The 13154-nt window shown below is 71.0% G+C and carries 15 protein-coding genes; 10 read left to right on the top strand and 5 right to left on the bottom strand.

Translation table 11 applies throughout. The features are described 5' to 3' along the window. The first annotated feature begins 178 nt into the window (after positions 1 to 178). The 4 genes from ACFVYF_RS26300 to ACFVYF_RS26315 are packed head-to-tail and all read left to right on the top strand — an operon-like array spanning position 179 to position 3791. Positions 179 to 946 (top strand): ABC transporter permease, encoded by a 768-nt coding sequence (locus ACFVYF_RS26300; protein WP_389459336.1) that lies wholly within the window; start codon positions 179 to 181, stop codon positions 944 to 946. Continuing rightward, positions 939 to 1868 (top strand): ABC transporter permease, encoded by a 930-nt coding sequence (locus tag ACFVYF_RS26305; protein WP_389459193.1) that lies wholly within the window; start codon positions 939 to 941, stop codon positions 1866 to 1868. The genes ACFVYF_RS26300 and ACFVYF_RS26305 overlap by 8 nt, the downstream gene beginning before the upstream one ends. Before the next feature lie 6 nt (positions 1869 to 1874). Then, entirely contained in the window at positions 1875 to 2852 is a 978-nt protein-coding gene (locus ACFVYF_RS26310; RefSeq protein ID WP_389459195.1) for an ATP-binding cassette domain-containing protein, read from the top strand. Between the two features lie 9 nt (positions 2853 to 2861). Beyond that, complete coding sequence (locus ACFVYF_RS26315; protein ID WP_389459197.1) at positions 2862 to 3791, top strand: DUF1707 domain-containing protein; 930 nt, start codon at positions 2862 to 2864, stop codon at positions 3789 to 3791. Positions 3792 to 4002: 211 nt separating this feature from the next. Here ACFVYF_RS26315 and ACFVYF_RS26320 read toward each other — a convergent pair whose 3' ends face one another. Continuing rightward, positions 4003 to 5361 carry an SGNH/GDSL hydrolase family protein gene (locus ACFVYF_RS26320; RefSeq protein WP_389459199.1) on the bottom strand — a complete coding sequence of 453 codons (1359 nt, stop codon included), beginning with the start codon at positions 5359 to 5361 and terminating at the stop codon, positions 4003 to 4005. Positions 5362 to 5565: 204 nt separating this feature from the next. On the opposite strand from ACFVYF_RS26320, the gene ACFVYF_RS26325 reads away from it, so the two are divergent. The 4 genes from ACFVYF_RS26325 (at position 5566) to ACFVYF_RS26340 (ending at position 9678) form a co-directional block, all read left to right on the top strand. Then, a complete protein-coding gene (locus ACFVYF_RS26325; protein ID WP_389459201.1) occupies positions 5566 to 6960 on the top strand; it encodes a DUF445 domain-containing protein in 1395 nt (464 codons plus the stop codon). 146 nt (positions 6961 to 7106) lie between these two features. After that, positions 7107 to 8618, top strand: a complete 1512-nt coding sequence (locus ACFVYF_RS26330; RefSeq protein WP_389459203.1) for an MFS transporter — start codon at positions 7107 to 7109, stop codon at positions 8616 to 8618. An 84-nt stretch (positions 8619 to 8702) separates the two neighbouring features. Further along, entirely contained in the window at positions 8703 to 9182 is a 480-nt protein-coding gene (locus tag ACFVYF_RS26335) for a hypothetical protein (protein WP_389459205.1), read from the top strand. Positions 9183 to 9306: 124 nt separating this feature from the next. Then, complete coding sequence (locus tag ACFVYF_RS26340; protein WP_389459207.1) at positions 9307 to 9678, top strand: VOC family protein; 372 nt, start codon at positions 9307 to 9309, stop codon at positions 9676 to 9678. Between the two features lie 141 nt (positions 9679 to 9819). On the opposite strand, the gene ACFVYF_RS26345 is transcribed toward ACFVYF_RS26340, so the two are convergent. The 3 genes from ACFVYF_RS26345 to ACFVYF_RS26355 all read right to left on the bottom strand — a co-directional run bounded on the left by ACFVYF_RS26345 (position 9820) and on the right by ACFVYF_RS26355 (position 10857). Next, positions 9820 to 10332, bottom strand: a complete 513-nt coding sequence (locus ACFVYF_RS26345) for a levansucrase (RefSeq protein ID WP_389459209.1) — start codon at positions 10330 to 10332, stop codon at positions 9820 to 9822. 10 nt (positions 10333 to 10342) lie between these two features. Then, positions 10343 to 10468, bottom strand: a complete 126-nt coding sequence (locus ACFVYF_RS26350) for a hypothetical protein (protein ID WP_389459210.1) — start codon at positions 10466 to 10468, stop codon at positions 10343 to 10345. An 86-nt stretch (positions 10469 to 10554) separates the two neighbouring features. Continuing rightward, positions 10555 to 10857 carry a hypothetical protein gene (locus tag ACFVYF_RS26355; RefSeq protein WP_383284973.1) on the bottom strand — a complete coding sequence of 101 codons (303 nt, stop codon included), beginning with the start codon at positions 10855 to 10857 and terminating at the stop codon, positions 10555 to 10557. Positions 10858 to 11228: 371 nt separating this feature from the next. On the opposite strand from ACFVYF_RS26355, the gene ACFVYF_RS26360 reads away from it, so the two are divergent. Beyond that, a complete protein-coding gene (locus ACFVYF_RS26360; RefSeq protein ID WP_389459212.1) occupies positions 11229 to 11648 on the top strand; it encodes an Hsp20/alpha crystallin family protein in 420 nt (139 codons plus the stop codon). Positions 11649 to 11827: 179 nt separating this feature from the next. Continuing rightward, on the top strand, positions 11828 to 12277 hold the full coding sequence (locus tag ACFVYF_RS26365; RefSeq protein ID WP_389459338.1) for a DUF2267 domain-containing protein: 450 nt from the start codon (positions 11828 to 11830) through the stop codon (positions 12275 to 12277). Positions 12278 to 12532: 255 nt separating this feature from the next. Here the strand turns inward: ACFVYF_RS26365 and ACFVYF_RS26370 are convergent, their stop codons facing one another. Further along, complete coding sequence (locus ACFVYF_RS26370) at positions 12533 to 13018, bottom strand: hypothetical protein (RefSeq protein ID WP_389459214.1); 486 nt, start codon at positions 13016 to 13018, stop codon at positions 12533 to 12535. Positions 13019 to 13154 lie beyond the last annotated feature (136 nt).

Consider the following 13154-nt stretch of genomic DNA (forward strand, 5'->3'; position numbering starts at 1 on the left):
CTGCGCCCCCTCTTGAAGACTGTCGCACCATGCGTTCCGTTCCCTGACCTCGGCACGCGTCCCGCGGGAAAAATGCCTGGCACGCGGCGTCACCGGCGGGCTAGGCTCCTGCGCTTTGGTCCGGCGTGGCGGAAGGGGCGGTCTCGTGGGGACTGGACGGTTGTACGCGGCCGTCGCGATGAGCGGGTTTTGGCGGCACGCCACCTATCGGATGGCCACGGCGGCGGGGGTCTTCACCAACACCGTCTTCGGGCTGATCATGGCGTACGTCTTCATCGCGCTGTGGGACGTCAAACCGCACCTCGGGGGCTACGACCAGGCGCAGGCGCTCACCTATGTGTGGCTCGGCCAGGCGCTGCTCATGGTGGTGTCCGTGATGGGCGGCGGCTTCGAGGACGAGCTGATCGAGCGCATCCGTACGGGTGACATCGCGATCGACCTGTACCGGCCCGCCGACCTCCAGCTGTGGTGGCTGGCGCAGGACGCGGGCCGGGCGCTGTTCCATCTGCTGGGGCGCGGGGTCGTGCCGCTGGTGTTCGGGGCGGTCTTCTTCGACCTCGCGCTGCCTGCCGACGCGCTGACCTGGGTCGCGTTCCTGGTCGCGGTCGCGCTCGGGGTGCTGGTCAGTTTCTCGATCCGCTATCTGGTGGCGCTGGCGGCGTTCTGGCTCCTCGACGGGGCGGGCGTGGCGCAGATCGCGTGGATCGCGGGGCTCTTCTGCTCGGGGATGGTGCTGCCGCTGAACGTCTTCCCGGGCGTGCTCGGCGAGGTCGTGCGGGCCCTGCCCTGGGCGTCGCTGATCCAGGCGCCCGTGGACGTGCTGCTCGGCACGGCCGACCCGCTGGGCACGTACGCCCGCCAGGCGGCCTGGGCGCTCGCGCTGCTCGCCGCCGGACGGCTGGTGCAGTCGGTGGCCACACGGAGGGTGGTGGTGCAGGGTGGCTAGCCCCGTGCGGGAGGACGAGCCCCGGTACGAAGGACCAGCCGGCGCGGGTGGCACCGCGGCGGGCGGGCGGGCGCGGGTGGCCGGCCGGCCGGCCGAACGGCAGGGGGCGTACGCCCGGGTGTGCGACGGACTGCGCGCCTACCGCATGATCGCCGCCATGTGGATCCGCTCCACGATGGCCTACCGCGCGTCCTTCCTGATGACCGCCTTCGGCAACTTCACGGCGACCGCGCTCGACTTCGTCGCCATCATGCTGATGTTCTCGCAGATCGACCGGCTCGGCGGCTACACCCTGCCCGAAGTCGCCTTCCTGTACGGCGTCTCGGCCGCCGCGTTCGGGCTCGCGGACCTGGCCCTCGGCTCGATGGACCGGTTGGGCCGGCGGGTGCGCGACGGCACGCTCGACACCCTGCTGGTGCGCCCCGCGCCGGTGCTCGCGCAGGTCGCCGCTGACCGTTTCGCACTGCGCCGACTGGGCCGGATCACCCAGGGCCTGCTCGTCCTCGGATACGCGATCGGCGCGCTCGACATCGCGTGGAGCCCGCTCAAGGTGCTGATGATCCCGCTGATGCTGGTCAGCGGCGGGGCGATCTTCGGAGCCGTGTTCGTGGCGGGCGGGGCCTTCCAGTTCGTGGCGCAGGACGCCTCCGAGGTGCAGAACTCCTTCACGTACGGCGGCAACACGCTCCTGCAGTACCCGCCGACCGTCTTCGCCAAGGACCTGGTGCGCGGGGTGACCTTCGTGCTGCCGCTGGCCTTCGTCAACTGGCTGCCCGCGCTGTATGTGCTGGGGCGGCCCTATCCGCTGGACCTGCCGACGTGGGCCGCCTTCGCCCCGCCGCTGGTGGCCGCCGGCTGCTGTGCGCTCGCGGGGCTGGCCTGGCGGGCCGGACTTCGTTCATATCGCAGTACAGGGAGCTGAACTCGCTTGGAAACAGACCAGGTTGGTGCCTTCATCGAGCTCGACGGCGTCGAGAAGGTCTTCGACGTGCGCAGGAAGACCGGCTTCCTGCGCAGCGAGCGGCGGCAGGTCCGGGCGGTCGACGGTCTCTCCTTCACCGTGGCGCGCGGTGAGATGGTCGGCTACATCGGCCCGAACGGCGCGGGCAAGTCGACCACCATCAAGATGCTGACCGGGATCCTCACCCCGAGCGGCGGCCGGCTGCGGGTCGCGGGCATCGACCCGTCCCGCGAGCGGACCCGCCTCGCGCAGCGCATCGGGGTCGTCTTCGGGCAGCGTACGACGCTGTGGTGGGACCTCCCGCTGATCGACTCGTACCGGCTGATGCACCGCATGTACCGCATCCCCGACGCCCGTTACCGGGCGAATCTCGAGCGGTGCGTCGAACTCCTCGAGCTGCACGCCCTGTTGGACGTGCCGGTGCGGCAGCTCTCCCTCGGCCAGCGGATGCGCGGCGACATCGCGGCCGCGCTGCTGCACGACCCCGAGGTGCTCTACCTCGACGAGCCGACGATCGGCCTCGACGTGGTCTCCAAGGCCAAGGTCCGGGAGTTCCTGCGGGATCTGAACGCCGAGCGCGGCACGACCGTGCTGCTGACCACGCACGACCTCACCGACATCGAGCAGCTGTGCCGGCGCGTGATGGTCATCGACCACGGGCGGCTGATGTACGACGGCCCGCTGGCCGGGCTGCACGAGGTGGGGGAGAGCGAGCGGACCCTGGTCGTGGACCTGGAGCGGGAGCTGGCGCCGATCGAGATCGAGTCGGCGCGGGTGGTCAGGGTGGAGGGGCCGCGGCAGTGGCTCGCCTTCCCGGCCGCGGAATCGGCGGCTCCGCTGGTGGCGCGGATCGCGGCGGACTATCCGCTGGTCGATCTGTCGGTGCGGGAGCCCGACATCGAGGCGGTCATCGCGAAGATGTACGCGGAGAAGGCGACCTCGTAGGCTGCTTTCATGACGGACGCCGAGCCTTCCCGGGGAAACGACGACGAGCTGCCGGTGCCGCGGGCCCCCGGTCTGCCGAGCCCGGAGCTGCGCGCCTCCGACGCCGATCGTGAACGAGTCGCCGAGCAGCTGCGGGACGCCGTCGCCGAGGGCCGTCTCGACATGGCGGAGTTCGAGGAGCGGCTGGAGGCCACGTACGCGGCGCGTACGTACGGGGAGCTGGCGCCGATCACCCGCGATCTGCCGGGCGCGGCGGCCGTCGCCCCTGTGTCCATGGTCAAGTCGCCTGCCGTGAGCGGGAGTTGGGGTGAGCGGATCGTCGGCGGCGAGGGCTCGTCCTCGTGGGGGGTGGCGATCCTGTCGGGGTTCGAGCGCAAGGGCCGCTGGACCGCGCCGCGCCGCTTCACCTCCTTCTCGTTCATGGGTGGCGGGGACATCGACCTGCGCGACGCGGACTTCGCGGACCGCGAGGTCGTCTTCAACTGCATCGCGGTCATGGGCGGGATGAACATCGTGGTGCCGCCCGGCGTCGAGGTCGTCGTCCGCGGCATCGGCATCATGGGCGGCTTCGACCACCGCGAGGACGGCGTCCCGGGGGACCCGGGCGCCCCGCGCGTGATCGTCACCGGCTTCGCGTTCTGGGGCGGTGTCGGCGTCGAGCGCAAGCTGCCCCGCGCCGAACGCCTGCGCCTGAAGGAGGAGCGCCGCCGGCAGAAGCTGGAGCGCAAGGAGGCCCGCCGGGAGATCTACGGATCGGGCCGCGGCGACCTGAACGCCCTCGACGACGACGTGTACGACGCACGCGGCGGGGAGCGGGAGGAGCGCCGCGACCTCGCGCGCGAGCGGCACGAGGAGCGCCGGGAGCGGCACGCGGAGCGCCGCGAACAGCACCGGGAACGCCGGGAGGCCCGCCGCGACGAGCGCCGGCGGCGGGACTAGGACCTGTCCGGTCGATCACGGCGGAGCCGCAGGGCGTGGACGGCGGAACGCGGCAGCGGGACGAGCCAGTGGGGCTGGACGGCGGGACCCGGGAGTGGGACGAGGCGGCGGGACCAGACGGCGGGAGTGGACCGCGGAACCCGGCGGCGGGACTGTACCGCCGCCTGGATCTGCTGGATCTCCTGGGCGTCCTGGGCCTCCTGACCCCCCGTCACAGCTCCGCCGGAGCCGCTCCCTTCAGGCTCTGAAGGTCGAACACGTCCGCCATCCGCTGGTAGCCCTTGTCGCTCGGGTGGAGATGGTCGCCCGAGTCGTAGTCGGCGCGCAGCCGGCGCGGGTTGTACGGGTCGCGCAGTGCCCGGTCGAAGTCGGCCACGGCGTCGTACACCTGGCCCGACCGGATCCGCGCGTTGACGGCCTCGCGGACCGCCTCGCGGTCGGTCCGGTAGCCGCGGTGGCCCTGGAAGGGCATCAGCGTGGCGCCGACGACGCGCAGCCCGCGCGCGTGCGCCTGCTGGACCAGCGTGCGCAGCCCGGCGACGATCCGGTCGGGGTCGGCCCGGCCCGGGTTGCGCAGGATGTCGTTGACGCCGAGGTCGATGACGACGGCCTTCACGTTCGTACGGCCGAGGACGTCACGCTCGAAACGGGACAGGCCGCTCGGGTTCTCCGCGGGCCGGCCGAGGCCCGCGGCCAGCACCTGGTTGCCGCTGATGCCCTGGTTCACGATGCTGTAGCGCGGCACGTCACGCGAGCCGGCCGCGTTCCGCAGCCGCTCCGAAAGCACGTCCGTCCAGCGCTTGTTGGCGCCCACGGTCGAGGTCACACCGTCGGTCAGCGAGTCGCCGATCGCGACGACCGTGCCGACCGATTCGTTGCTCAGCACATCGAGCGCGGTCAGATAGCGCCAGTACGGCGTCTGCGCGGTGTAGGGCGTGCCGCTGACGTCCTCCGTGCGCTCGCCCTCGGCCGTGTACGACATCTGCCGTGCCTGCGGGTGGTAGGTGACCGGACCCGACGGGGTGGGGGAGTACGTGGTGACGAGGATGTCGCTGCCCCGCGGGACCGTGATCTGTACGGCGTCGCTGAGCACCTGCCGGCCCGCCGGGATGATCACCGAGACGTTGCCGCCGAAGGTCAGCCGGCGCATGGTGCCGGTCGCCGCGGCGGGGTTGTTCGTGGCCGCCGCGACGGCGAGCGTGGCGTGCGTGATGCTGAGCGGCTGCTGTCCGTAGAGATTGGACAGCGTGATGCGGGCACTCGTACCACCGACACTCGCGTGCACGACGTTGCGTACGGAACGGCCCGCCATGCCGTTCGTCTCGGTGCCCGGTTCGGCGCCGGCCGGGGAGGCCGACCATGAGCCGACCCAGGCGCCGGTGGACGCCGGGGCGGCCGGATTGTGCGGGGTGCGGCCGCCGGCGATGTCCGTCCGGCCGCCGCCCCCATCGGTGGAGGCACCGACGTATATGGCGGCGGAGAAGACGACGATCACGGCAACGATCGCCGCCAGCAAGGCGCCGTGCCTTGCGGGGGACACCCCCGCACCCCCGGCGTGACGCTTGGTCATGCGGTGTGTGACTCCTCGGGCGATGGGAGCCCGAGGCTCCGATGTGATGACCCCATGATGCGTCATGGGGAGGAAGAACACCGAAAAGACCCCCAAGGTCCCCCGACGAACTCCCGTCCGGACAGACGCCGGGAACTCCTGTTCCGTTCCATGAGTCGGTCAGGAAGGGACAATGTGTACTAGGTCACCGAACGGGTGGAGCGGATGGAACGTACGAAACCGGAAGAAGAGGGCCCCGAAGGGCAGCATGCCCGGCCGGACGCCGCCGTGAACCGCACGACGACGGCTCCCGGCCCACCCGGCCCCGCGCGCGGCGCGACGGCCCCGAACCGCGCCATGACCTCCTTCAGCCCCGCCGACGAGGAGAAGCGCCGCGGCGTCCGCCGGATGAAGACCACGGCGACCGGCCTGCTGCTGCTGGTCGCCGTCGTCTACGTACTCGCCAAGTGGGCGTCCAGCGAAGGCGCGGGTGCCTGGGCGGACTACGTCGCCGCGGCCGCCGAGGCCGGCATGGTCGGCGCGCTCGCCGACTGGTTCGCCGTCACCGCCCTCTTCCGTCACCCGCTCGGCCTGCCGATCCCGCACACGGCGATCATCCCCACGAAGAAGGACCAACTGGGCATCTCCCTCGGCGAGTTCGTCGGCGAGAACTTCCTCTCCCAGGACGTCGTACGGCAGCGGCTGCGCGCCGTCGGCATCAGCAGCCGCCTCGGGGCCTGGCTCGCCGAACCGGAGCACGCCGACCGGGTGACCGCCGAGCTGGCCACCGCGCTGCGGGGCGCCCTGACGGTGCTGCGCGACTCCGACGTCCAGGCGGTCGTCGGAGAGGCCATCACCCGGCGCGCCGACGCCCAGGAGGTCGCGCCCGGCATCGGGAAGATGCTGGAGAAGATCGTCGCCGACGGCGGTCACCGCCGGGTCGTCGACCTGATCTGCGTCCGCGCCCACGACTGGCTGGTCGAGCACGGCGACTCCGTGATGGACGCCGTACAGGGCGGCGCCCCCGGCTGGACCCCGCGGTTCGTCGACAAGCGGGTCGGCGAGCGCGTCTACAAGGAACTGCTCCGCTTCGTCACCGAGATGCGCGACGCGCCCGCGCACCCGGCCCGCGGCGCCCTCGACCGCTTCCTCACCGACTTCGCCACCGACCTGCAGTCCGACACCGACACCCGGGCCCGCGTGGAGCGCCTCAAGGGCGAGGTTCTCGGCCGCGGCGAGGTCCAGGACCTGATCGCCTCCGCCTGGACGGCCGTACGGTCCATGATCGTCTCCGCCGCCGAGGACGAGCGCAGCGAGCTGCGGCTGCGGGTGCGGGCCTCCCTGCTGTCCCTCGGCGCCCGCATGGCCACCGAGCCCAAGCTCCAGGACAAGGTCGACGGCTGGGTCGAGGGCGCGGCGGTGTACGTCGTGACGACGTACCGCGACGAGATCACCTCCCTGATCACCGACACCGTCGCGGGCTGGGACGCCGAGCACACGACGAAGAAGATCGAGGCCCACATCGGCCGTGATCTGCAGTTCATCCGGATCAACGGCACGGTGGTGGGCTCGCTGGCCGGACTGCTCATCTACGTGGTGTCGCGAGCGCTGGGAGCGTGATTTCCCGGGCCGGCGGCTGAACCCCTGTGGGCTGCGGTCCCCGTCCGCCGGGGGCCGTGCGGACACGCCGCTCGCCGGGCGTGGGACGCGCGGATCAGGGCACTCTGGATGAGGTCACCCACGGGTCACTCAACGGAGAGGGAGCCATGACAGCATCCGATACGCCGGCCTCTGTGCCCGCCGCCACGGGAACCGTCACCACCGCCGTACCGGCCCGCCTCGACCGGCTGCCGTGGTCCCGCTGGCACTGGATGATCGTGATCGGCCTGGGCACCGTGTGGATCCTGGACGGTCTGGAAGTCACCACCGTCGGCAACATCGCCAGCCGCCTCTCCGAGGAGGGCAGCGGTCTTGCCGTCTCCTCCGCACAGGTCACGGGTCTCGCGGCGGCCCTGTACGTGGCGGGGGCCTGCGCGGGCGCGCTGTTCTTCGGCTGGCTGACCGACCGCTTCGGCCGCAAAAAGCTGTTCATGGTCACCCTCGTGGTCTATCTCGCGGCGACGGCCCTGACCGCGCTGTCCTTCTCGCCCTGGTGGTTCTTCACCTTCCGCTTCCTCACCGGCTTCGGCATCGGCGGCGAGTACGCGGCCATCAACTCGGCGATCGACGAGCTGATCCCGTCGAAGTACCGCGGCCGGGTCGACCTGATCATCAACGGCAGCTACTGGCTGGGCGCGATCGGCGGTGCCCTGCTGTCCGTCGTGATGCTGAACACCAGCATCTTCCCCAAGGACCTCGGCTGGCGGCTGACCTTCGCCCTCGGCGTCGTACTGGGCCTGGTCATCCTGCTGGTCAGGCGGCACGTCCCGGAGAGCCCGCGCTGGCAGTTCATCCACGGCCGCGGCGAGGAGGCCGACGAGCTGGTCTCCTCCGTGGAACGCGAGATCGAGGAGGAGAAGGGCGAACCGCTGCCGCAGCCGGACCGTGAGATCACCATCGAACAGCGCAAGAGCATCGGCTTCGGCCTGATCGCCAAGACCGTCTTCGGGCGCTACCCGAAGCGGGCCACCCTCGGCCTCTCGCTCTTCATCGGCCAGGCGTTCCTCTACAACGCGATCACCTTCGGTTTCGGCGCCATCCTCACCAAGTTCTACGACGTGCCCTCCGACCGCACCGGCTACTACTTCGCCGTCATCGCCGCCGGCAACTTCATCGGCCCGCTGCTGCTCGGCAAGCTCTTCGACACGGTCGGTCGGCGCATCATGATCTCCTCGACCTATCTGCTCTCCGGCATCCTGCTGTTCGGCACCGCCTGGCTCTTCGACCGCGGCTCGCTCAGCGCGACGACGCTGACGGCCTGCTGGTGCGTGGTGCTGTTCTTCGCCTCGGCAGGCGCCTCCAGCGCCTATCTGACGGTCTCGGAGATCTTCCCGATGGAGACCCGGGCCATGGCCATCGCCTTCTTCTACGCGCTCGGCACCGCCGCCGGCGGTATCAGCGGCCCGCTCGTCTTCGCGGACCTCACCGAGTCCGGCGTGGTCGGCGACACGGTGCTCGCCTTCCAGATCGGCGCGGGGCTGATGTGCGCGGCGGGGCTGGTCGCCGCGGTCTTCGCGGTGAACGCGGAACGCCGGTCCCTGGAGGACATCGCCACCCCGCTGTCCGTGGCGAAGTCATCGGGGAAGCCGCCGGGGCCGGCCTCGGCGCCGGCGACCTGAAGCCGCGAGGGTGAAGCAGGCGGGCGGCCGGTCTGAGTACGCGTACTCTGTCGGCCTCCCGCCGCCCGCGGGACGCTCGCAGGTATGACCGAGAAGCTGTTGAGCCCCCTGCGGACGCGCCCCTGGCCGGAACGCTGGCTGACGCGCGCACTCGGCGCCGCCCTCGCCGCGGCGGCGTATCTCCTCTGCCTCCCCTGGGATCTGCGCAACCGCGTCCAGAGCGCGGACTCCGTACAGGAGACGACCCCGGTGACCGGCGTCGGCGTCCTGCTGCTCGCCGTCGCCCTGCTCCTGCTGGCCGCCTACTTCGGCCGCCGGGACGCGCTCGCCTGGCCGCTGCTGCTGGTGGCGGTGCCTTCGGCGGCCCTGATGTACGTCTCCCTGCGCACCCACCCCGGGCCGCCGGACGGGTTCGCGTCGGCGTGGCCCCTGGCATGGGCGTTCTGCACGCTCCTGATCGCGGCCGCGGTCCTCGTAGTGGCGGCGGTGGCACGGCAGTTCAGGGCAGACTTGGCGGACTTGGCCGACGAGGAATTCGTACTGACCCGCGTCTGTGACGTATGACTCGTGGACGTATGACGTCGTGGACGTATGACTCGTGCTCGTGCTCGCTTGAGTCTGTGACGGGTGCCGAGGAGTCCCGGTGCCGGCCCGGCCCGGGTCCGTGACGTGTGAGGAGCCGCTCTCCATGACTGTCCGCAGGATCGTTCCGGACATCCACGTCGAGTCCGAGCAGGCGATGGGGGAGAACCGCGACTTCTACGGCCTGCTGGGCTTCGAGGAGGTCATGAACCAGGGCTGGGTCATGACCCTCGCCTCACCCGCCAACCCCACCGCCCAGATCAGTTTCCTCACCGAGGAGCGGACCGCCCCGGTCGTCCCCGACCTCAGCGTGGAGGTCGAGGACGTCGACGCGGTCCACGCCCGACTGCTCGCCGCGGGCGCGGAGATCGTACGGGGCCTGCGCGACGAGGAGTGGGGCGTACGACGCTTCTTCGTACGGGATCCGAACGGGCGGGTGGTGAATGTGCTGGGGCACCGGGGGCGGGCGGGGGGCTGAGCCGTTACCCTTTGGGCGCCGTGGGCGCCGTGGGCGTCCCGCGGCGGCGGCTTACGGCGTCCGGCTGGGTCTCCCGCGGGGCTCGCTTAGGCGTTCCGTTGGGCGGGTGTCCCGCGGGGCTCGCTTACGCGTCCCGTCGGCTCAGGGGCCGTAGAAGTACGCGGTGCCCTTCTCGATGAAGTGCGAGGCGTAGACGCGGCCGAGCGCCGGCTTCCCGCGGTACATGCCCACGTACTGGCGGCCGCTGTCGACCACGACGGGCCGTGTCATGCAGGCGAACTTGAGGCGCTGCTGCTCCTCGGCCCAGTGCACCGCGGCCGGGTCGACCCGATCGCTGACCAGGACGGGGAAGGCGCCGATCCCGTTCTGCAGGCCGACCGGCAGACCGCCCTTGTGGTCCTTGGCGTACTTCGTCACCTGGTCGGTGAAGGCCGAGACAGTCGCGACGGTTATCTCCGGAACGGCCGCGGCCACGGTGAACAGATGCAGCTTCGTCGCCATCCAGCGCATCCGGAAATCGGCCCGCCGCCCCACGAGCACGGGCACTCCGTTCCAGTCCTCCCATCGCGTGGCGCATCCATCGGCCGTCAAGCGGCCCTCCAACGAGGCCAGGTAGGCCTGGGAGGCCCCCGCCTGCTCATGCTGTCCGTACATGAGCGGGATCCTAAGCCCCGGTCGTGAACGACCCCGGCGGGGTGACCATCAGGACGGTGACGGTGACCGTGACCGTGACGGTGGCCGTGACGGTGACGGTGGCCGACGCCGGGCGGTCCGGGGGGCGGGGGCTCACTGTGCCGGTGGCTCCGGTGGCTCCGGTGGCTCCGGTGGCTCCGGGCCCCGGGCTCCGGGCCGGGGCATGGCTGGCCGGTGCCAGGGCTAGGCGTTGCGGTCGGCCACGACCCATGAGGCGAGCGCCACCGCGCCGGCGACACCGAACACCGCGGGCCAGGCGCCCACCTTCTTGGCCAGCGGATGGGACCCGGCGAAGGCGGCGACGTACGCGACGCTCAGCGCCCCCGCGGCCTTCCCGCCGGCCTGCTGCCGCCACTGCTGCGCGGCCGCGGCCCCGGCGACGGCCAGCACCGCCCCGCCGAGCGGCCGCTTCCTGGTCCAGCGGGCCACGCCGTACCCACCGATGAGCCCACTCGCGGCCACCGCCGCCGCAGGTACCTTCGCCATCGCTGCCTCCCGCTGCTCCGTCTGTCGAACGAACCGAGGCTAACGCGGCCGGCCGGTCGCCCGGACGACGGGCACCCTACGACGGGCACCCTCACCGCGCATTGCCCATCCGTGCCCATCCGTGCCCATCCGTGCACGCACTGCCGTACGCCTGCTGTGTATTCGATCCTGCGTCGATCCTGCGTCGATCCTGCGTCGATCCTGCGTCTTCGGTCCTGCGTCTTCGGTCCTGGTATCAGTCCTGCCTGCCTATTCGGTCGAGTCGGTCGAGCCCGTGCTTGAGTCGAGGCTTGTCAATTTTCCTCCTCCGAGCTATATAAGAAGCCGTAGGGGGCATCGCACCCACCAGCAGATGAAAGGAGTGACCTGTGATGCTCATGCGCACCGATCCCTTCCGTGAATTCGACCGACTCACGCAGCAGGTCTTCGGCGCCGCCCGCCCAGCCGCGATGCAGATGGACGCCTACCGCGCCGGTGACGATTTCGTCGTCCACTTCGACCTCCCCGGCATCGATCCCGAGACGATCGCCCTGGACGTCGAGCGCAACGTCCTGAACGTGCATGCCGAGCGCCGTTCTCCCGCCCCCGAGGGCGCGGAGATGATCGTGTCGGAGCGCCCCACGGGAGCCTTCACCCGTCAGCTGTTCCTCGGGGAGACCCTCGACACGGAGCGCATCGACGCCTCGTACGACGCCGGGGTCCTGACGCTGCGCATTCCCGTGGCCGAACAGGCCAAGCCCCGCCGTATCCAGATCACCGGCGGCAGCAAGCCCAGGCAGCTCAACGGCTGACCGGCGCCCACTCCGGCCCCGCCGCCCCCGCGGGCGCGCATGCCGACCCGCGGGGCGGCGCACGGCCACCGCCGGAAACGGTCCACGGAGGAGACCACCCGATGAAAACGCTGAACAAGACCCTGGTGAGTACGAGTGCCGGTACGAGTACGGGGGTGACTGGGGCCGCGGTGAGGACGATGACGTCGGCGCCGTTCAGGTCGGCGCTGCCCGTGGCCTCGACGGGCCCGACGAGATGGCGCGAACTGGTGGAACTGGTCAGGCGGTTCGGCCAGTACCCCACAGCGGCGGAGGCCGAGCGACGCACCCGCGTCGTACTGTCGGCCCTCGGGCCCCACGTGGTCGGCGACGAACGCGTCGATCTCGTGCGCCGGCTCCCCGAAGAGGCGGCACTCCTGATCGCCTCCCGGGTGCCGGCCACCCGGAAGCTGACCGCCGCGGAGTTCGTGGAGAGTGTCGCCCCGCGTATCCCGGGCGCGACCCCGGCCACGGCCCGCTGGGACGTCAGCTCGGTGCTGAGCGTCCTGCCCCAGCTGGTCGGCGACGACCTCACCGACCGCATCCTGCACCAACTCCCGCCCGGCTACGCCCTGTTGTTCGGCCGAGCGGAACTCAAACAGTCGGCCTGACCGCAGGGAGTCCGGTGAGGAGGCGGCTGCCCGCAGTCGGCTCCGTGACGAGGAACGCTCCGCGCCGCACCGAGCCGCGCGGATGGTCGCGCCCGGCGCCCGGCGGACATCCACCGGGAGCGCCGGGCGCCGGCCGCAGCCCGATTCCGCCACCCGGCCTCCGACCGCACGGAGGAGACAGGGCAAAGCCCAAGCGTGCGCGCGGCTCTTACCGGGTCCCCGAGGCGCAGGGGTGCAGAGCATCCCGGGTCGCTATCACAGCTCCGCCCCCTGGATGATCCGTTGTTGACCAGCGTCGATCAGGTCGGCCACAGCCTGCGGACTGCACAGATGGCCCTCATGTCGCGGTGCCACTACCCAGTACGTGCCGGGGGGCTCGCAACGGCCGATGCGTGGCACTCCCAAGTACACCCCGGCGCCAAGGCGGGGTGCGACCTCGTTGTGTCCCCAGGCGAAACCGGCGTCGCATTGGACGAGGGCGTAGTACGTCACGCCGGCAACTCGGCGGTCATGGACTACAGGTCCTCGGAGCAACTCCTCCAGTCCTGAAGCGACTTGGGCGGGATCGTCAGAATCGACCGCGGCATGTACGACCTCTGCGGTCATGCGCACTGCGGCGAACCGCTTTCCGAGCGGCACCAGCGCAACACCCATCGTCGCCCACTCCGTCCACACCTGCTCCGGCATCGGGTGGTCTCTGGTGAGCCACTCGGCAATTGCTCTCTCGGTCGTCTGCTGCATGCCCACGGTGTACCCCTGTCTTCGTCAGTGGCCGGCTTGTGGGTCCAGCGTGTACGCACGGGGCGCCGCATTACAGGACTTTAGGCGGGCTTCAAGAGGACGTTAGTAGGGCCTAGTTGGCGCCAAGGGGTGACTC

Origin of the sequence: Streptomyces sp. NPDC058274 (genome assembly GCF_042881375.1) — a bacterium.
Taxonomy (GTDB): Bacteria; Actinomycetota; Actinomycetes; order Streptomycetales; family Streptomycetaceae; genus Streptomyces.